We start from the raw sequence: 21,197 nt of genomic DNA, 5'->3' as shown, positions 1-21,197 counted from the left end.
CCCGCCGCCGGCACGGCCTCTGAGACGAGCCGGTGCCCGCTCCCCCGGATCCGGGGAGCGGGCACCGGAGTGCGCGCGGGGCGGTGCGGAGTTCGATCGCGGTGCGGCGGTGACGATGTCAGGGCAAGAAAAAAGGCCCCACCGCAACGAACCGAAACGACGAAAGCCTTAAAAATGACTCGAGGACCTTCTTTTGCTACCGCTTTTTCTTTCCACAGACTATTTGTCCACTACATACACTAACTTTAAGTATCACCGAGACCTCTATATTGTAAGGCCCGGACGCCTTTCCGGTCAAGGCGTCCGGGCCCTCGAATGCGATTATCAGCTGTTCAGCCGATGTCGAATCGCACCAACAGGTAGGCGCGGCGCACGTCCTCCGGGAGGAGGCCGGTGTAGTCGGCCGAGGCGGCCCGCTTCACCTGGAGCCGCCACTCCCCCAGCATCGCCGGGGCCGGCACCGGCGCGACCGCCGAGTGCGGGGCGCCGCCGAACGCCGGGTCGTTCGCCGCCGGGACCTCCGCGGCTCCGGGCTGGCCGGGGAGGCGCCAGTTGACGGTGAACGCGTCGGTGTGGACGGTGTCGAGCACCAGGTCGGCCGCGGTGACCTTGACCGGCTCGGACGCGGCGCGCACCCGGGCCCAGAACGGGAGGTGCTCGGGCGCGAGCGTGAAGACGAGCTCCTGCTCCTCCTCGCCCTCGGGGAACAGCATCCGGTGCCAGGCCGTGCCGAACTGCTCCTCCAGCGCGAACAGGGCCGCGCCGGAGGTCGGCAGCACGTCGTCGAGGTTGGCGACGGCGAGGTCGGCCAGGCCCGGGCCGCCGGCCCGCGCGGTGTAGTCGAGGTGGAGCACCACGTCCGTGATCGACGCGAGGTCGAACTGGTTGTGGGCCTTGGGGAGCGAGAGCGTCCACTGGCTGACCGCGCCGGCGCCCTCGAACGGCAGGAACCGCTCGTCCTCGAAGCGCAGCTCGAACATGCCGCGGTCGTTCACCGCGTGGCTCGTCGCGATCGCCTCGGTCGGCACGGGGCTCTTCCAGAACCGCGGGTCGCCGCCGACCAGCGGGTCGCCGTAGCCGCCGGTCACCGAGTCGGTGAGCCGGACGCCGTTGTTGGTGACCGCGAGCGTGCAGTTCACCGACGTGTACGGGCCGACCACGCACGGCACCGACAGCGCCACGGACTTGAGGCGGCGGCGGTAGTGGCCCGGGTAGTCGAGGTCGAACAGCCACTCCGGCAGCTGCACCGCGGCCTGGCCGGTGAGCTTGAGCGCCAGCAGCGCCAGCGGGTCGACCTGCGCGAGCGACACGTGCTTGGTGAGCTCCAGGTCCCGCTTGTGCTTCTCCAGGTACGACGCCTCCATGCGCCGCAGGTCGTTCGTCAGCCGCTCGGGCGCGAGCAGGCCCTTGCGCAGCGAGTCCCAGTAGCCGAACTGGATGAACGAGGCGTCCGGCTCGGCGAGCTCGAACTGGTAGGACTGCTGGGCGAGCATCGCGGTGTCGAAGGCGATCTGGTACGCCTGGAAGTACACCGTGGACACCCGCGCGAGCATCCAGTCGTACAGCTCCTTGTCGGTGTACTTGGAGCGCAGGTACTCCTCGACGGCCTCGGAGTCGGCGGTCGCCTGGAGGTGGTTGGCGACCTCGGCGGTCGCGATCTGCTCCCGGACGGCCGCGGCGGCGAGCTGGGCCTCCAGCTGGGCGAGGTCGTCGACGGCGACGTCCCGGTTGAACCGGTGGTCGTCGAGCTGGCGCGAGTAGCGGCCCTGCGTCTCCGCCATCGCCGCGCCCGTCATGAGCATCCCGGCGAAGCCGCCGATCATCGCGCCCGTGTTCGACAGGAACCCGGAGACGTTGGAGCCGCCGATCGACATGCTCACCGTCGGCGAGCCGCCGAACCCGGCGATGCCGATGCTGAAGTCGGGGATCAGGTTCGCGGCGCCGGCCATGCCGGACATGACGGCGGAGACGGCGTTCCCGACCAGGCCCAGGCTCTGGAGGACGACCGCGGCGATCTCCTCGCCGTTCATGCGCGGCACCGAGCCGTGGTACGCGATCCGGGTGTCGATCGCGGCCCGCCCGGCCTCCAGCGCGGCGCGGTTCGCGACCGCCTCGTCCTCCTGGAGCTCGCGCACCGCCTGGATCGCCCGGTTCAGGGCGGCCTCCTGGGTCGCCCGCAGGAGCACCAGCTCCTCGGCGTCCCGCGTCTCCAGGATGCGCAGCAGCTTGTCCCCCAGCGCCCGCAGCTCGGACAGCAGCTCGGCCGCGCGGGCGGCGAGCACCCGGAACCGGTAGCGGGTGTCGGTGGCGGCGAACAGGCCCAGGACGCTGGAGAGGTCGGCGCCCGCGGCGGCGGCCTTGACGAGCATCCCCGGGTCCAGGGGCGGCTCGAACAGGGGCAGCTGGCGGAAGACGCCCTCGATGTTGAGGCCGTGCCGGACCTTGAAGAGGCGGTCGGCGACGGTGTCCCAGTACCCGAGGAGCTTGTCGTTCACCGGGATGCCGAAGTACTTGACCTCCAGCTGCGGGAGCGGCTCGCCGCCGCCCTCGGGCTCGGCGCCGAGGTCGAGCGGGGGCGCGAAGCCCTCCAGGACCGCGGCGACGTCCTGGTTCCCGAACGGGTCGAGGGCGCTCTCGGCGGTCAGCTGCGCGTAGCTCTTGTCCTCGCGCTCGGGCGGCGGGACCTGCTCGGGCCGCCGGCCCAGGATCTCGGACGCGAGCGTGTACAGGAGCACCGCCTGGTTGATCGACTCGAGGGTGTCGCGGCGGAACTGCTGGTCGGCCCAGCCGATGAGGTTGTCGAGGTACCGCATGACGATCGCCTTCTGGTAGGCGACCGGGCGGTGGCGGGCGACGGTGTGCGGGGAGAACGGGTGGTTCTTCCAGGCGCGCAGCTCGTCGAGGTGGTCCCCGATGTCGCCGAGGATCGACTCGATGCGCTGCTGCCGGTAGTCCTCACTGGTGTGGTCGAAGAACGGCTTGGTGACCCAGTACCGCTGGGGCGCTTCGGGTCCGTCGGTGCTGGTGGGGTCGAAGATGCGGTGGTACCAGCGCATCGCCTCCTCGAACCGCTGCTCGGCGGTGAGCTTCGCGGCGATGAGCATGGGCGCGTGGAAGAACAGCTCCCAGTTGTACGCCGAGTAGGCGCCGCCGCGGGTGAAGTCGACGCCGCCCTGCGCGGTCGGGTCGATGGCGTTCCCCGGCTGCGGGCCGTACGAGAACTGGGTCTCGGCGTTCGGCGCGATGCTCTGCTGCGAACGCGTCACCAGTCCTTCGACGCCCTTGGTGTCGAGGGCGGCGAGGAAGTCCGCGGCGTGCGGGTGCCAGAACGGGTACCAGCGGTGGCCCATGGTGGTGATCGGCACGTGGATCCACTGGAGGCCGCCGCTCCCGGTGTAGTGGAACGCGGTCGTGGTGGTGACCTGGGTGCGCTTGAGCCAGTAGGCGCGCTGGCGGTCCTGGAAGACCGCGGGAGAGGCGGGGTCGTCGTTGTACTGGCGGTGGTGGGGGGCGAGGACGAGTTCGGCGGGGGTGCGGGCGGCGTTGAGGAGCTTCCTGGTGTCGTCCCAGCCGACCATGACGTCGACGACGGCGCCGGTGGCGGCGAGGCGGCCGTTGGCGAATCGCATCGTGGAGGGCTTGCGGAGCTTGGGGGCGCGCTCGGCGGACTCGAGGGCCTTGATGCCGCGGCCCTTCTCGCCGAAGTTGGTCTGGACGTGCCAGAGGGAGTCGGCGGTGAAGACGGTGCCGTCGGAGCGGCGGGTGTAGTTGCCGTACATCGGCTTCATCTTCAGGTCGACGACCTCGCCGGTGAACACGTACGAGGAGGAGTGCCAGGGCCAGTGCAGGACCGAGTACTGGCGCTTGGTGAGGCGCTCGTGGGAGTCGGTGAACTCGTCGTAGAAGCGGGCGTTGTTGAACTCGACGGAGGAGGAGATGTAGACGTCGAGCCACAGCTGGGCGCTGCGGTGGCGGGGCTTGAGGGTGTAGGAGGAGCGGGGGCGCGGCCACGGGTGGATGAGCCGCTCGCCGCTGGTGCGGCGGGCGGTCCAGCCGTCGCGGGTGCGCTCGGTCCAGCACAGCTCGATCTCCAGGGTCCGCGCCGGGTCGGCGGTCTGGCCGGGCGAGGAGCTGGGCTCGGCCGGGGGCTGGCGCTTGGGCTGCTGGGTCTTCTCCTCGAACTGGAGCCAGAACAGGTGGAGGCGGTCGCGGTAGACGACGGGGACGACCTGGTCGGAGGCGATGTCGGCGTCGATCCGCTCCCAGCCGGTCCACTCGTTGTAGGCGAGGTCGAGGGAGCGGTAGTAGCAGTGGCTGGGCTGGGAGGCGGCGCGGGCGACGACGTGGAGGCGGTTGCCCGAGGCGGTCTGCTGGTGGTAGATGCCGAGGGTCTGCATGTGGGCGACCTCGACGAGTTTGCGGAGGTACTCGCGGTAGGCGGCCTCGGCGTTGGCGTCGGTCAGCTCGCCTTGGGCGAGCTGGTCCTCGAGCTCCTTGAAGAACGGGGTCTTGTCGTCGCGGAGTTCGGCCTCGAGCCAGTTCTCGGGGTAGAGGAAGACCTTCCGGTTGGCCTCCCAGAGGCGGTAGCCGCTCATCCACTCCCACTGGCTCCAGGAGTCCAGCGAGGTGGTGTCGGCGGTCTGGGCGGCGGTGATGCGCACCAGCGGGAGCTCCAGGTTGAGCAGGCACCGCTGCGCGAACAGCTGGACGGCGCTGATGGCCTGCTTGAGGCGGGAGGTGAGCTGGACGGAGGTCATCTCGGTGTCGAGGAGGAACCAGCGCTGGAGGTCGGCGGTGTCCTTCCAGTGGCGCGGGTTGGCCCACTCGCGGCCTTCGGCGGTGACGGTGGGCGAGGTGGTGCGGAGGGAGTGCTCGACGAGGTAGGCGGTGAGGGCGTCGCGGCGGGCCTCGCGGAGGGGGTCCTGGAGTTCGGGCATGAGGGCGAGCCAGGCGCCGGTGTCGTACTTGGACTTCATGGTCTGGCGCAGGTGCTCGGCGGCGAGGCGCTGGGCGCCGCCGGTGTCGTCGTCGCGGTCGACCCAGGCGAGGGCGTCGGCGGCGGGGACGCCGAGGCGGCGCAGGGCCTCGGCGGCGGCGCGGGCGCGCGCGAGGGCGTCGACGTCGGCGTAGAAGGCGGGGTCGTCGCCGTCGAGTTCGGCGAGGTCGGCGGCGTGCCAGCCGGTGAGGGCGGCGACGGCGTCGCGCAGGCCCTCGACGGGGTCGCCGGCGGCGGCCGCGTCGAAGACCTCGGGCCAGCCGGAGGCCTCGGGCTCGGGGTAGCGGTGGCGGAGCACGAGCCAGGAGGCCAGCGCGCGCCACTGGGCGAGGGAGGCGGCGGGGTCGGCGGGTCCGGCGGGGAGGTCGCCGGGGTGGAGCCAGCCGAAGGTCGCGGCGCGCTCCATGAGCCAGGGGAGGTCGTCGGCGCCGATGCGCATGCGGCGCACGAGGTATGCGGCCTTGTGGAGGAGGCGCCAGGTGTGGAAGAGGTCGGGGAACTCGGTCTCGGTGAGGGCGTGGGTGTAGTTCCCGTCGGCGTCCTGGGCGGTGAGGTCGGGGTTGTCGAAGACGTCCCAGAGGGCCTGGGCGGGGCGGAGGAGGTCGAGGAGGGTGACGGCCTGGCCGTCGGGGAGGGAGAAGGTGGCGGCGACGGTGGCGGCGATCTGGCCATCGACCTCGTCGGCGGGGGTGGTGCGGAGGCTCTCGCGGAGGGCGTCGAGCTGTTCGGCGATGGCTTCGGCGCGCTGGCCGAAGGGGGCGTCGGGGCGGTGTTCGAGGAGCCAGTCGAGTTCGGCGACGGCGAGGCCGGCGGCCTTGGTCTCGGCGTGGCGGTCGGCGAGCGCGGCGGTGGCGCCGGGTTCGGCGAAGGGGTCGGGGATCTCGGCGGCGGTGAGGTCGACGAGGGCGAGGAGTTCGGCGACGGGGAGGCGGAGGGCGCCGGCGAGGGCGACGAGGCGGAGGGGCGCGGTGAGGTCGGCGACGGTGAGGTCGGTGCCGGTGCGGGCGAGGAGGAGGTCGAGGTCGGCCTCGCCGACCTGCCAGGCGGCGGCGAGCGCGGCGCGGTGGTCGGCCATGGGTTCGGTGCCGCTGAGCGGCAGGGTGAACGCGGGGTCGACGGGGTCGAGGAGGTTGGGGTTGGCGAAGAGGTCGGCGTACGGGGAGCGGGTGCCGTCGGGTCCGGGTTCGGTGCCGAGGGGGGCGTAGAGGGTGAGAGCGGGTTCGAAGGGGAGGCGGAGGCGGGCGGTGAGTTCGGCGAAGGCGGCGAGGCGGCGGAGGGCGGCGGCGTCGAGGGTGCCGTCGCCGAGGCCGGGGGCGCGGAGGAGGCGGTCGAGCTGGGCGGGGGTCCACTCGGTGTGGCGCCAGAGGCGGATGAAGCGGTGGACGCGGTCGTAGGGGGCGGGGGCGAGGCCGGTGAGGGACTGCTCCTCGAGGAGGCAGGTGCCGTCGGGGCGGAGGAGTTCGATCGCGCCGGCGCCGTGGATCCAGGTGGTGTCGAGGAGAGCGAGGAGTTCGCCGTAGTCGATGCCGGCGTGGTGGAGGAAGGGGAGGACGCCGGTCTCGGGGTCGGTGGTGTCGAGGCCCCAGATCTCGTCCTGGGCGGCGGCGTTCGCCGCGGGGGCGGTGACGAGTTCGGTGTCGAGGGTGGACAGTCCGAAGTACTCGCCGGCGGCGGAGGCGTGGGCGTCGGCGGTGTCGGGGCCGAGGAGGCGCATGAGTTCGTGGCGGGGGACGCCGAGGTGCGCGAGGAGGACGCGGGCCTCCTCCTGCCAGGCGTTGAACGCGCCGCGGACGGGGAAGTGGGCGGTCTTGACGGTCTCGTAGGCGGCGGCGTGGAGGTGTTCGGGGACGGCGCGCAGTTCGGCGGCGGTGCGGGTGGTCTGGGGCTGGGCGGCGGGGGCGCCGCCGGGGACGGCGCGTTCGAGGAGTTCGTTGACGAGGTCGATGTAGGGCAGGGCGGTGTCGGTGTTGGGGCAGTTGAGGAGGAGGTCGTCGATGTCGGGGCGGCGGGCCTGGAGGACGGAGAGGACGGTGGCGGGGCCGGTGCTCTTGGCGGGGCGGGTGGAGAGGAAGCGGAGGAGGTCGGCGAGGTAGGCGGCGGGGCCGTACACGGACTCGCAGTGCCCGCAGTCGCAGTAGTCGAGGCCGCCGAAGAGGAGGGCGAGGTCGGGGACGTCGCCGAGGACGCCGGTGGCGTCGGCGAGGGTGATCTGCTGGGGGCCGAAGACCTGGAACTGGCCGGGGGCGTGGTCGGAGCGGAAGGAGGCGACCTGGGAGAGGACGTGGGCGTAGGCGATCTGGGCGCTGGTGTGGATGGCCGCGACGGCCGCGTCGTCGACGCCGGGGTGGGTCGTGAGCTTGGCGGCGAGCTCGGTGCGGTCGAGGGCGGCGATCTGGGCGGCGGAGTGGAGGTGTTCGAGGAGGAGGGCGGCGCCGGCCTTGTGGTCGGGGGCGAGGCGGACGATGCGCTGCTGGACGCGCATCTCGGTGCGGAGGCCGGCGTCGATGTCGAGGTCGGCGGAGCGGACGTACGCGTCGAGGCCGGCGGCCTTGAGTTCGAGTTCGGGGTGGGCGTCGATGAAGTCGGCGGCCTGGTCGACGCGGGTGAGGCCGTGGCCGTCGGTGCGGCCGAGCTCGGCGATGAGGGCGGTGGTCGGGTAGTGGGCGGCGGCGGTGGACTCGAGTCGGCGGGCGAAGGCCTCGGGGTCGGCGCCGTCGGGGTGGCCGGCGTCGGCGACGACGGCGTCCCACTCGGCGGTGGAGAGGCGGGCGAGGTGGCGGGTGGTGGTGATGCCGGCCAGGCCCGGGTCGTCGATCTTGGCCTTGAGGAGGGCCGCGGTGGGGGCGTGGCCGTTCGCGATGGCGGCGGACTCGACGGCGGCGGCCACGTCGGCGACCACGCCGCCGCCGCCGAGGTCGGCGGCGGCGCCGGTGAGGTCGGTCCAGAACGCCTCGCTGGGCTCGCCGTGGTGCAGGAGCATCGAGGCGACGTTGTCGTAGTGGGCCGCTTGGAGTGTCGAGGAGTCGAGGAGCTGGCGGAGGGAGGCGTCGCCGCCGACGGGCGGGGCGTCGAGGGCGGCGGTGACCGAGCGCGCGGTGAGGGCGGTGAGGAGGGACTCCTCGTCGCGGACGAGTCCGATGGGGACGAGGTTGTCGTCGGCGGCGCGCGCGAAGGCCTCGGCCTGGCGCTCGGGGCCGAGGAGGAGGATGCCCGCGGCGGTCTCGGCGGTGAGCTCGCCGATGCGGGTCCACTCGTCGGTGGCGGCGAGGAGCTCCTCGGGGAGCGTCCCGGGGAGGCCCTGGGCGATGAACCCGAAGTAGAGGGCGGCGCCGAGCGAGGGGTGGCCGACGTGCTTGGCGGCGCGCACGGCGAGGACGAGGCGCATGACCTCGTACTGGGTGAGGCCCGATTCGAGGGCGGCGACGGTGACGTCGTTGCGGTCGCCGTCCTCGACGAGGTCGGTGACGCCGAGGCCGCCGAGGACGGCGTCGAGGGCGGCCCGCTGAGTCTCGTACAGGGAGGGGCCGCGGTAGGGGCGGTCGCCGAGGGTCTGGTTCGTCCACTGGATCGGCGTGGGGTTGAACAGGACGCGCGATCCGAGGGCGGCGCCGTCGGGGCCGGTGAAGGTGACGGCGAGGTGGAGGGGCTTGAGGACGGCCTTGGTGTCGGGGTCGCGCGGCGGGTCGTACGGGAGGTCGTAGAAGCCGGACTCGCCGGTGACGCGCTGGGCGAGGGTCTCCCCCTCGCCGGCGAGGGACCGGAACGCGAGGCGGACCTTGGCGCCCTTGACGGGCCGCCAGCGCTCGTCGCGCACGGAGCCGCGGAGGCGGTAGCGGGCGGTGGGCTGCTCGCTCTCGGGGAGGGCGGCGAGGAGGTCGGCGTTGAGGGCCTTGACGGTGGGGCCGTCGAGCTGGCCGGTGGCGGGGAGGTGCTTGTCGGCCTGGAAGGCGAGGACGGCCTTGCGGGTGGCCTTGCCGTAGCGGGCCTCGCCGTGCTCGGACATGGGGATCGGGTAGCCGAAGTGGGCGAGGGCCTTCTGGGCGGTGGCGACGTGGCCGCCGCGCATGTTGAGCCGGGCCTGGCGCTTGAGGGCGCCGAGTCCGATGGCGGACTTGACCTTGAGGGTCTTGACGGGGACCGGGCGGGAGGCGGCGACGGCGTCGAGCTTGTCCATGGTGGCGAGGTCGAAGCGGCCGGAGGCGGGGAGGCGGTACTTGGCCTGGAAGGCGCGGAGGGCGGCCTGGGTGCCGGGGCCGGCCTGGCGGGCGTTGAGCTCGTCGGCGCTGACGGCGAGGTCGAGTCCGGCGACGGCGAGGGCGCGGACGAGGGTCCGCTGGGCCTTGCCGAACTGGGTGCGGGAGGCGAGGCGGTGCTGGAGGGCCTCGGCGCGGAGGCGTTCGACGAGGGCCTCGTCCAGCCACCAGGAGACGCCGCGGGACTTGGTGCGCTGGCGGAACTGCTGGATGGCGGCGGCGGTCGTGGTGCCCACTTTGCGGGTGGCGGTCTCGTCGGGGTCGATGCGGTGGCCGAGCGAGGTGAGGAGGGCCTGGATCTTGGCGGCGCGGTGGGGGGCGTCGGTGAAGTAGCGGTGTTCGAGTTCGCGTTTGATCTGCCCGGCGGTCTCGGGGGTGACGACGCCGGTGCGCATGAGCCCGGCGGAGGCCTGGAGCCGGCGCACGGCCTCTCTCGTGGACGGGCCGAGGCGGGACTCGGCGAGTTCGTCGGCGTCGATCGCGTGGCGCAGCCGGGTGAGGGACGCCTGGAGGGCGGCGACGTCCCTGCCCGTGGGCTCCTCGACGAAGCCGGGGAGCTGGATCGCCATGGTGCGGTCGGGATCCGCGCCGGGCGGGGCCGCGGCGGTCTCGACCGGCAGCGTGAGCTTGCGGATCGCCTCGGGGCTGAAGTGCCGCTTCGGCTGGTTCATGTCCTGCGCCTTTCTGGGTGTGGGTGGCTCTCTACCACCAGTCGAATGCGTCCCCGAGGTGGTAGATGCCGACGCCGATGGCGGCGACGACGCCGACGGCGAGGAGGACGGGCGCGCCCGCGATGCCGGCGGCGATGCCGATGGCTCCGGCCGCGATGGCGAGTCCGGCGCCGACGCCGACGGCTCCGGCGACGACTCCGGCGGTGTCGCCGCGCTGGTAGGCGCGGTAGCCGCTGATGCCGGAGGTGACGGCGATGCCGAGGCCGCCGATGACGAGCCCGGCGGTCATGGCGCTGACGCCGGCGACCGTGGCCCCCGGCGCGGCCAGTGCGTACAGTTCGAGCCCGCCGCCGACGGTCCCGAGGGCGTCGCCGACGGCCATGGCGTAGTCGCCCTGGTAGATGTCATAGGCGAGGGCGGCCGCGGAGAGCGCGGTGCCGACGCCGGTGAGGACCCGGGCGGCGGTGCCGGCGCGTCCGGGGAAGCCCCGGATGTGCTCGGGGGTCTGGGCGCCGGTCGGGATGCGGCGGCCCCGGCCGGGGTTGGTGGCGGAGGTGATGTCGGTGGTGACGCTGGCGGGGACGTCGGTCTCGGTGATGATGACGGCGCGCGGGTTGCGGCCGGCGAGGGCGGGGTCGCCGGCGATGGAGCCGGCGGCGTCGCGGGTGGCGGCGCGGGCGATGCCGCCGACGTCGTCGAGCTGGGCGGTGGACTTGATCTGGCGCACTTCGGTGGCGGTGACGACGTCGTGCCCGGCGGTGTTGTCGCGCCAGGGGACGCCGGCGAGCCATTCGAGGATCTGGCCGCGCCGGGAGCCGGCGACGCCCTGGCGCGGGAAGTCGAAGTGCCAGATGAACCGTTCGACGGCGGAGGGCACGAGGCTGGTGGAGGTGCCGAGGGTGCCGGGGACGCCTTCGTCGTCGCCGGGCGAGTTGCCGTCGTCGGTGCCCGAGCCGGCGTCGGTGTCGCCGGTCCCGGTGTCGCCGTCGCCCGTTCCGCCGTCGCCGGTTCCCGCGTCGCCGCCGGAGTCGGCCCCGGCGTCGCCGTCCCCGGCGCCGGTCTCGGCGCCCGCTCCGGCGTCGGTGGCGGGGGCGGGGTCCTCGGACGGGGTGTCGCCGGCGCCGGTCCCGGGGATCTCCACGTCGCCGTTCTCGTCGACGATGAGGTCGGGGAAGTGCCAGACGCCGTACTCGAAGCGGGGGGTCGCGCGCAGGTGCGGGTAGTCCTTCTGGGCTTCGCGCAGGACGTTCCCGGCGTTCGAGGGGTCGGTGTTGGCGAAGACCTCGGGATCGGCGCTGGGGAAGGAGACCGGGGGCCGGTTGGGGGCCCCGGCGGGCGTGTCCTGGGCGCCGTCGAGGTCGACGCGGCCGGAGGGGTCGTTGCCGCAGTAGCGGTAGAGGTTGGGTCCGGCGACGGTCCCGGCGGGGTCGGCGCTGGTCCAGCGGCCGAGCCAGGGCGCGTAGTAGCGGGCGCCGAAGTGGTCGAGGCCGGTCTCGTCGTCGCGTTCCTTGCCGTGGAAGCGGTAGCGCTTGAGGCCGAGGTCGGTGCCGGGGCGGGAGGCGCGGTAGGCGGTGGAGCCGAAGGGGTGGAACTCCTCGTAGGAGATGACGGCCCCGTCGTCATCGGCCTCCACTGTGGCTGATCCGATGTGGTTGCCGAACCGGTACCTGGTGACGGGCTCGCCGACGGGGGCGCCGCCGATGCCGCCGGGGTCGTGGACGAGGACGTCGACCTGCGCGAAGGAGCCGGCCTCGTCGGCGATGTGGACGGTGCGACGCTCCAGGCGGAGCACGCCGTTCATCCACTCGCGGTAGACCTCGACGGAGCCGAGGTAGCGCCGCTCGGTGCGCAGGCCCCCCTGGCGCTGGACCACCTTGCGCAGGCGGGCGCCGCTGCCGTCGTAGGCGTACCAGGCGGTGCCGCCGCCGCCGAGGTCGGCGCGGCGGAGCCGGTCCTGCCGGTCCCAGTCGAGGGCGGCGAGGTGCGGTGCGGCGGTGAGGTTCCCGTAGGCGTCGTGGGTGTACGCGTGCGTGTAGGGGCCGTCGGGGTCGTCGCCGGGGGCGCTGGTGGCGGCGAGGCGGTTCTGCCGGTTCGCGGGGTCGGCGTCGTGCAGGTAGCGGTAGTGCCTGGCCCATCCGCCGCCGCCGTTCGCGGTGTGGCGCATAAGGGTCAGGTTGCCGAGGTCGTCGTACTCGTACTGCTGGCGGTAGGTGCGGACGGCGGCGGTGTCGTTCGGGTGCGGCAGGGGCGCGCCGACGGGGTCGGCGGGGCCGGTCTGGCCGTTCGCGGCGTGCTCGCGGCCGGTCGCCTCGACGAGCTGGCCGATGGCGTCGTGGCGGAACCGCATGCGCGCGGGCACGAACGCGCCGTCGAAGAACAGGGACTGCTGGGCGGCGTCGTCGGCCTCGACGAGGTGCCCGGCGGCGTCGTACACGTAGCGGAGGTCCTGGACGGCGGGGCCGCCGCCCTCGGGGGCGGTGCGGATGCCGGTGACCCTGTGGTGCAAGGGGTCGTAGGCGAACGCGGTGGCGAGTCCGTTGCCGTAGCGGGCGAGCGAGCGGCGCCCGAGCGCGTCGTGCTCCTGCCCGGCGAGGTAGGTCCGGAAGGGCCCGGTCCCGCCGATCTGCGCGCGCAGCTCGGCGATGAGCCCCGACGGGTCGTAGGTCGGCTGGAGGACGGTGCCGTCGGCCATCGTGACCGACTCCGGGCGCCCGAGCGCGTCGTAGGCCGCGCCGGTGGCGATCGCCTCCCCCGCGGGCTCCAGCAGGGGCGCGGCGGCGGCGAGCACCAGCGCGGGGTCGTCGAGGCCCACCAGGTCCTGCCAGTCGGGCTCGGTCTCGGGGTCGGCGCACAGGCGGCGCACGACCGCCGTCGGGGCGCCCTTCTGGTCGAAGCGGTCGAAGACCACGGCCCCGGCGGCGTCGAAGACCATGTGGATCTTGCCGGTCAGGTTCCGCTGCGCCGCTTCGGGATGCGCCTCGCCGTAGACGACGCGGCCGACGGCGGTCTCGCCCTCGCCGGGCTCGGTCGCGAACGAGGCGACCGGCCGGTGCACGGCGTCGTACTCGACGCGGCTGGAGCGGCCGTGCTCGTCCCAGGCGCGCACGAGCCGCCCGGCGACGTCGGAGAGGTGCCAGCGCCGGCCCCGTTCGGCGGACTCGCCGCGGACCGAGCCGCCGGCGAGGTCGGCGACCCCTGAGGTGAACTCGCGGCCGCGCGCGTCGAACTGGCGGCTGAAGCCGCCGGTCGCGTCGGCCTCGCCGCGCAGGGTGCGCAGGTCGCCGCCGCCGTTGTCGGAGACGGTGAGCACGGTGCGGCCGAACGCGTCGGCGTAGGTGCGCCCGGGCGTGCCGGCGTTGCGGGCGGCGATCCACGCGGCCCGCTCCTCGGCGTCGGCGGGCTCGGGCCCGAGCGGGTCGGGGCTGCCGCGCTCGGCGTACCAGGCGCTGTCGAGGACGGTGTCGCCCGGGCCGTGCGCGACGGTGCCCCAGGGCCCGGTCTCGGTGCGCGCGAACGTGCCGTCGGGGTAGTCGACCCGGACGGCCCGGCCGACCGGGTCGTAGCGGGTGACGGCGGTGACGCCGGTCTGGACGAGCGCGGTCGCGGACTCGAACTCGTGGGTGGCCGAGAAGTACGGCTCGTACTGCTTGACGGCCAGGCCCTTGTTGTTGAAGACGGCGCGGCCGCTGCCGACCCAGCGCGGATCGGCGTGCGCCTCGGTCACCGTCCCGGTCTCGGGGTCCCAGGTGCGGGCGGGCCCGGCGGCCGCGCGGGCCTTGACGAGCACGGCCGTCCCGGCGCCATCGAAGTACGCGTACGTCTCGCGCCAGGGCGAGTCGGCCGCGCCGTGGCGCTCGCGGTGGCGGCGGCGCACGCTGACCGGCTCGCCCCGGTCGGCCCAGGCGAACAGGTCGTATTCCATGGTGGCGGTGGGCGCGTCGAGGGTGTCCATACCGGTGTCGCCGGGGCGGCCGAGGAGGGCGCTGGCGACGGGCGCGCCGAGCGCGTCGTAGGCGACCTCGGCGCGGTTCCCGGCGGGGTCGACGGCCGCGCGGGGGGCGAGGACGCGGTAGTCGTGCTCGGTGCGGACCTCGCGGCCGAGGGCGTCGCGGACGACGCTGATCGCCAGGTCGTAGGGGTCGCGCTCGACCTCGGTGACGACGCCGAGGGGGTCGGCGGCACCGGAGGGGAGGTAGAAGTGGTCGGCGGCGTCGGGCGCGAACAGCGCGGTCCCGGACGGGGCCCACCAGCCGCCGTCGAGGGGCTCGTATCCGGCGGCCGCGAGTTCGGCGGCGTCGACGGACCCGTCGTAGTGGTCGGCGACGAGGCCGTCGGTGAGGACGAGGCGGCGGGTCCGGTAGGTCAGTCCGAGGGTGTCGTGGACGCCGAGCGGGAGCGGGCCGGTGAGGTCGTCGGCGCGGAACAGGACCTGGGCGCGGCCGGTGAGGCGCAGGACCGGCCCGTCGGGGGCGGGCACGGTGCCGTCGTCGGCGACGGCCTCGTAGGGGACGCGCTCGGCGGCGGTCGCGAAGGCGTCGATCTCGGCGGCGGCGAGGTGCCCGCCGGGCAGGCCGGCGAGCTCGTACGCGCGGGTCTCGCACACCTGGCGGACGCGGCGGACGTCGGGCCCGTCGATGTCGGGCGTGTAGTCGGTCTCCAGGTAGCCGCCGCCGGTGCGGGCCTGGGCGTCGCGGACCTCCTGCGGCAGTTCGGGATCGACGACCGACCGCTCCTGCGAGACGGTGGCCGCGCGCACGGGCAGGCCGAGGTCGTCGGTCTCCAGGACGAGGGTGCGGGCGACGCGGGGGTCCTCGGGGCGGCGGTCGTAGGTGCGGCTGACGGCCTCGGTCGGCAGGAGCTGGAACACGGCGTGGCGGCGCGGGCCCTTGGGCTGGCGCACCGCGACCGCGTAGGCGGCCTCGTGCACGGTGTACGGGTGGACGGACTCGGGGGCGTCGTCGAGGCCGTACACCTCGGTGCGCAGCGCGGTCCCCTTGAGGGCGCGGCACGCCTGGCGGTACTCGTCGTCGTCGAGGCCGGGCGGCAGGTCCGGTTCGGGCATCGCGGCCTCGGCCTGGACCGGGTTGTCCCAGTACTGGTCGCGCCGGGCGTGCAGCATCCGCTCCCCCGCCGCGGCGGCCGCGCCGGTGTGGAACCAGGTGCGGGTGAGCACGGGCGGCTGGTGCAGCGAGGCGTCGGCGGTGTTCGCGGCCTCGGGCAGGAGCGCGAACGCCTCGGTGTCGAGGGACTCGACCAGGCCGAAGCCGCGGAACTCGCGCTCGGCGGCGTCGAAATAGCCGTCGTGGTAGCTGGTGACCGAGGTGAACGCGGTCTCGCGCACGTGGTCGGTGCGGGTGACGCGGTGCGCGCAGGCCACCGGGAAGGGGAGCCGTCCGGGCCAGGGCCGGCCCGCGCGCTCGTCGGCCAGCGCGAAGTGGGTGGAGGAGCGGTACTCGACGGTGGTCTCGGCGCCGACGCCGTTGTCGTAGCGGGTGAGGAGGTGGGGGCGCCCGGCGGAGAGGAGGTCGATGTAGCGCATGGGGGCGGCGGTGCCGTGGGGCAGGCCGGTGGACCAGACGAGGCAGGCGGTGCCGGTGCCGCGCAGGTCGACGACGGCGGCGAAGCGGCGGTTGTCGGCGGCGGGCAGGCCGGGGAGGTCGCGGGCGGGGCCCCAGCGGTCGCCGCCGCGGTTGGCGTAGAGGCGCACGCCGTCGGCGGCGAGGTAGACGAGGTCGGTGCGGTGGTTGCCGTCGAGGTCGGCGAGGAGGACGCGGCGGGGGTCGAAGCGGTCGGGCGAGTCGAACCAGGGGGCGTCGTCCATGGCGATCTCGGCGCCGAAGCGGCCGTGCCCGAGGCTGGGCCGGTAGGCGACGGACCCGTTGGCGATGCGCACGAGGTCGGGGAGGCCGTCGCCGGTCATGTCGGCGAGCTGGACGGCGGTGGTGGCGGAGACGCCGACGAGGCCGGGGCGGTGGGGGCCGGGGCCGTCGAGGGGGCGGGGGGCGCCGAATCCGTCGGGGCCGAGGCTCTCGCACCAGCGGGTGCCGGCGGCGTCGGCGAGGAGGAGGTCGGGGATGCCGTCGCCGGTGAGGTCGGCGAGGCGCACGTCGGCGCGGTTGACGTCGACGCCGGGGAGGGCGTCGAAGGGGGCGAGGGCCTGCCAGGCGCCGTCGTCGCCGCGGCGGGCGCGGCCGGGGGCGGCGGTGCCGAGGCGCACGAGGTCGGGGACGCCGGTGCCGTCGACGTCGAGGAGGAGGTCGGTGGCGGGTGCGGCGGGGCCGTCGGAGGGGCGGGCCGGGACGGGGCGGGCGGGACCGAGGTCGACGCCGTCGTCGTCGAGGGGGGTGGTGTTGCGCAGGTAGTACCAGGCGCCGTCGCGGGAGGCGAGGACTCCGGCGACGCCGTCGCCGTCGAGGTCGACCCAGGTGTAGTCGACGAGGTCGAGTCCGGCGGGGAGGTGCTCGGCGCGCACGTCGCGCACGGTGGGGTCGATCTCGGCGGGCGCGTAGTGGAACGCGAGGGGCGGGGTGTCGGCGCTGGTGTACGTGTCGCCCTGGCGCACATGGCCGCGGGTGCGGGCGGACTGGAGCTGCGAGTCGCCGCTGCGGGGGTCGGCGGTGTAGTCGAGTTCGAGGGAGCGCACGAGGGTGGGTCCGTCGCCGAGTTCGGGGAGGTCGTGGAACATGAGCGCGCGGTGGCAGCGCCGGTAGGTGCGGACCTCGAAGGCGGGGCGGCGGTCGGAGTAGGGGTCGGGGCGGACGGGCCAGGGCCGGTCGGGTTCGGCGCCGGGGGCCTCGGGGTCGTGGTCGCCGTAGTCGAGGACGAGGCTGAACAGCCAGGAGCCTGGGCGCGGCGTGGTCGGCGCGTCGGGGTCGAGGACGGGGAGGTACGGGGTCGTGTTGCCGTAGCGGACGCGCTTGAGGTGGCGGGCGGCGGCGCGGGTGAGGTCGGTGCGGGTGCGCTCGCCGGCGGCGGCGGGGTCGACGCCGGCGCCGTCCTCGGCGGCGTACTCGTAGGCGGTGGCGTTGCCCTTGTCGTCGTGGGTGAAGCAGACGAGCCAGGCGAAGATGCGGGCCGGGTCCTCGGGGTCGCAGACGCGGCTCTGCGCGTCCTCGCCGAACCAGGTCGTGGTGTTGTCGCCGGAGAGGGTGCGCCACTTGACGTCGGCGCGGTCGGCGGTGCTGCTCCAGCGTTCGATGCGGCCGGTGCCGGCGTCGAGGCGGGGGCGGTAGCGCTGGACGCGGTACTCGGTGCCGGCGACGGTGCGCAGGACGGGCCCGGCGGCGTCGGGCACGAGGTCGTCGGCGTCGGCGGCGAGGAACACGTCGGACTCGCCGGTCCCGTCGGGCGTGTCGCGGTAACGGGGCAGGCCGCGGTCGGTGCGGCGGGCGATGCGGGCGAGGGGCAGGTCCCAGCCGTAGCCGAAGAGTCCGGGGCCGCCCGCGGAGTCGTAGGCGGCGGCGAGCGCGGGGGCGCCGCGGCCGGGGCTGGCGGGGAGCGGGACGGTGAGGGAGGCCGAGCCGGTGACGGGGTTGGTGCGGAAGGTCTCGCCGAGGCGGGCGGGCGGGTTGCCGACGGTGGGGAGCGCGGCGGTGTCCGGGGGCGGGGCCGCGTCGCGGTCGGTGGGCGGGCCCGGCCGCTGCATCGGGTTCTCGGCTCCACCGCGGTATGCGTCCACGATCGCGGCCCCTTTGCGAAAGGCGGGTGAAAGGCACTCGGCGGGTGCCTGATAACGGAGCGTAATGCGATGCGGGCGGCCGCACAATTGACCGTACGGACCAATTCGAGTTCCCCGCGCGACTCGCGCCGCTGGTAGAATCCGCGGCTTTTCAATTGGTGTTGATAGAGTCCGAGTAGAGTGCACAACTCGACTATTGTGGACTATTGTCGTCAGTGGTTCAGGGAGTGCCCAGAGCGATGCGGGCTGATCATTCGACTCTACAGTGCCGATGTGTGCGGCAGGGTCCCGTTTTGCACCGGGCAAACGGTGGCCGATCGCGATCGAGAAGAATTGTTCCGCGCGGGCCGCGGCCCGCGCAATTCGGCGTGATTCGCATTGACACGGGACAGGTCGGGAATCGCGAATGCCGCATTCGCGGCAGTGGTGTTCGGGCGTCACTGCGGCACGGGGCGCGCGGCACCGCGCGGACCGGCGCGGAGCGCGCGCCACGGTGCGGCACGCGCGAAGGCGCGCCCGGGTGGTTGAATCTCGATGTGACCCCCGAACCGACCCCCGCGCGCGATCTGCGCCGCCTGCGCACCTACACGTTCTTCACCGTGATCGGCTCTGGACCGCTGGCCCTGTTCATGGCCGCGATGTTCCTGGTCGGCGGCGACGCGGAGGTCCTGCCGCTCGCCGCGGGCGCGGCGACCGGCTCGGTGGTGCTGTGCACCGCGGGCCTGGCGCTGCACTGGCACGGGCAGGGGCCCTGGCGCCGCCGCCTCCTCTGGTTCGCGTCGTCCGCGCTGCTCCTCGCGGGCGTCGCGGCCGAGGCGAGCACCGGGGAGATCGGCGCGGCGTGGGCGGCACCGGCCGGGCTGCTCGCCGCCGAGGGCGCGCTGCTGTGGTCGCGCCCCGGGCGGCGCTCGCTCGCCCTCCTCGCGGGCACCGCGATCGCCACCGCCCTCGCGGGCCTCGCCGCGCAGGCGGGGTACATGCACCCGTCGGTGGTCCTCATGACCGCGGTCCTCGTGCCCTCGGTCGCGGCGGGCATCGTGTGCCAGCTGTGGCACTACCGAGTCGCGCAGGAGCTGGAGAAGGCCCGCGGCCTCGCCGCCGACCTCGCCGTCGCGGAGGAGCGGCTGCGGTTCGCGGGCGAGCTGCACGACGTCCAGGGCGGGCACCTCCAGGCGATCATGCTCAAGGCGCAGGTGGCGCGGCGCTTCGCCGACGCCGACCCCGAGCTGGCCGCGAGCGAGGTCCGCGCGGTCGAAGAGCTCGCGCGGGAGGCGCTGCGGGACATGCGCGCCGTCGTCGGCGGCTACCGCAAGACCGCGCTGGCCGACGAGATCGACTCGGCGGCGCGGATCCTCAAGTCCGCGGGGGTCGAGGCGAGCGTCCCCGACGCGGCGCCGAGCCTCGACGACGACACCGAGCGGCTCCTGGGCCTGCTCGTGCGCGAGGCGACCACGAACCTGATCCGCCACGCCGAGCCGACGGCCGCGAACGTCTCCATTGTGGAGGTCGACGCGGAGGTCACGGTCACGGTGGTGAACGACGGCGCGGCCGAGCCCGCCGAGGGCGGCAACGGCCTGTCGATGCTCGCGGCCCGCTTCGGCGAGGCCGGCGGCAGCGTCGAGCACGCCCTCGACGGGGACCGCTGGACCATCAGGGGGACCCTTCCGAAGCCGGTCCCGCGCCCCCGCCCGCGCCAGGGGCGCGGGCGGGTCCGCGGCGGGCGCTCGCGCCGCTGACCGGCCGGGTCAGCCGCCGAACGTGTGGGACTCCAGGTGGTCCAGGAGCACCCACGCCGACTCCGGGCTGGCCGCGGCCACCAGCTCCCCCAGGGCCGCCGCGCCGAACAGGTCGACGGCCGGTTCGTCAAGGGGCGCTTCGTAGTCGTCCCAGTGCGTCGGCACGATGTACGGCGGGAACCCGGTGGCCGCGAGCATCCGCTCGACGTAGTCGGGGTAGTTCGGGTTGGGGCCCTGCATGAACAGGACCGTCGGCCGCACCCCCGCGACCTCGTGCTCGTGGAAGGACGGCAGGCCGTTGAAGAACAGCGAGGTCTCCCCGAACGTCACGAGGTAGGCGAGGCTGCCCCCTTCCACCAGGTGCTTGATGGCCGTCGGCCTCGCCGGGACCGGGCCCGGGCGGGTGCCCGGGAACAGCAGCGTCTTGTGCCTGCCGGTGACCCCGTGCGAGGAGCGGAAGACCTCCACGGTGTACCCCTCGAACCGGTACACCTCGCCGCCGCTCACCTGCGCGAGCTGCTCATCGGGAGTCCCCATGGCGCGCAGCAGGTTCAGGTGGGTCTCGGTGCCGAGCACCGTGGCGCCGGTCTTCGCCGCCACGGCCGGGACGTCGGCGATGTGGTCGAAGTGCGCGTGGGTGACCAGGATCGAGTCGGCGGTCCCGATGTGGGCGTCGACGGCGTCCTGGTCGACGGTGATCGGCGTGTCGGGGTCGAACCTCCCCGGGTCGGTGGCGCCGGTGTAGGTGCGGGAGACGTACGGGTCGACCAGGACGGTGGCCCCGGCGCCGGTGATCTCCCAGGCGTTGGTGCCCAGCCAGCGGACGGTGACCTCAGAAGTCATGGCGCTCCAGGTGGTCGATGAGCAGGAACTCGGTGTCGGGGCTTGCGGCGGCCACGCGGTCGCGCAGGGCCTCCCAGTCGCCGCCGCGCTCGCCCGGCTCGGTCAGCGGCAGGTCGAAGTCGTCCCAGTGGGAGGCGACCACGTACGGCGGGAAGCCGGTGGCCTCCAGCGCGCGCTCGACGAACCGGGGCGTGTGGCCGCCGCCGGGCTGGAGGAACAGCACGGTGGGGCGGATGCCCTCGATCTCGTGCTCCAGGAAGTTCGCCGAGCCCATGTTGAAGAAGGAGACGTCGCCGAAGTCGATCAGGTAGGTGAGGCTGCCGCCCTCGATGAGGTCCTTGATCTTCTTGGGCTTCTTGGGGACCTCGGCCGGGCGGGTGCCGCCGAACTGGATCCGCTTGTGCTCGCCGGTGGTGGAGTGCGTGGACCGGAACACCTCGACGGTGTAGCCGCCCTCGAACTGGAACAACTCCCCGCCCTCGACCTGCGAAAGCTGCGCGTCCGGGGCGTCCATGGCGCGCAGCAGGTTGAGGTGCGTCTCGGTGCCGAGCACGGTCGCCCCGGTCTTGCGGGCGAGGTAGGGGACGTCGGCGATGTGGTCCCAGTGGCCGTGCGTGACGAGGATCGTGTCGGCCTTCGGCAGGTGCTCGTCGATGACGTCCTCGTGGACCTCGATGCGGGTCTCCGGGTCGGCGCCGCCGGGCGAGTACGCGCCGGTCGGGAAGCGGCTCACCCACGGGTCGATGAGCACGGTCGCGGTCTCGGTGGTGAACTCCCAGGCGTTGGTGCCCAGCCAGCGCAGGGTGACGCCGGCGCCGGCGGTCTGGGCGGCGGCGACGCCGCCTCCGGCGGCCGCCGCGGCGACGGCGGCGACGCCGGTGCCCTTGAGGACGTTGCGGCGGCGCAGGGACGGGGTGCGGTCGTTGTTCGTCATGGCGACATTCAAGCCGCCGTCGTCCGTTCCGTCCAATATCAACGCGCTTATGGGGTCATACGCGGATTGATATCGTGGCTCGGTGG

Annotated in this window: 5 protein-coding genes; 1 reads left to right on the top strand and 4 read right to left on the bottom strand. The window is 74.0% G+C overall.

Features of this window, described 5'->3' with window-relative positions; all coding sequences use genetic code 11:
- Positions 1-332: 332 nt before the first annotated feature.
- Positions 333-9,920 carry a Tc toxin subunit A-related protein gene (locus ABD419_RS12595; RefSeq protein ID WP_344486801.1) on the bottom strand — a complete coding sequence of 3,196 codons (9,588 nt, stop codon included), beginning with the start codon at positions 9,918-9,920 and terminating at the stop codon, positions 333-335.
- 31 nt (positions 9,921-9,951) lie between these two features.
- The gene (locus tag ABD419_RS12590; RefSeq protein ID WP_344486798.1) at positions 9,952-17,598 is read right to left on the bottom strand and encodes a SpvB/TcaC N-terminal domain-containing protein; all 7,647 of its coding nucleotides are present in this window, start codon (positions 17,596-17,598) and stop codon (positions 9,952-9,954) included.
- A 536-nt stretch (positions 17,599-18,134) separates the two neighbouring features.
- Between ABD419_RS12590 and ABD419_RS12585 the strand changes: the two genes are divergently transcribed.
- Positions 18,135-19,334 (top strand): sensor histidine kinase, encoded by a 1,200-nt coding sequence (locus ABD419_RS12585; RefSeq protein WP_344486796.1) that lies wholly within the window; start codon positions 18,135-18,137, stop codon positions 19,332-19,334.
- 9 nt (positions 19,335-19,343) lie between these two features.
- Here ABD419_RS12585 and ABD419_RS12580 read toward each other — a convergent pair whose 3' ends face one another.
- Both ABD419_RS12580 and ABD419_RS12575 read right to left on the bottom strand, forming a co-directional pair.
- Entirely contained in the window at positions 19,344-20,177 is an 834-nt protein-coding gene (locus ABD419_RS12580; protein ID WP_344486793.1) for an MBL fold metallo-hydrolase, read from the bottom strand.
- Entirely contained in the window at positions 20,167-21,111 is a 945-nt protein-coding gene (locus ABD419_RS12575) for an MBL fold metallo-hydrolase (protein WP_344486790.1), read from the bottom strand. The genes ABD419_RS12580 and ABD419_RS12575 overlap by 11 nt, the downstream gene beginning before the upstream one ends.
- Positions 21,112-21,197 lie beyond the last annotated feature (86 nt).

It is taken from the genome of Glycomyces endophyticus, from assembly GCF_039531525.1.
GTDB classification, from domain to species: Bacteria; Actinomycetota; Actinomycetes; order Mycobacteriales; family Micromonosporaceae; genus Glycomyces; species Glycomyces endophyticus.
Note: the sequence above shows the minus strand (reverse complement) of the source record. Positions and strands in the feature narration are given on the sequence as shown.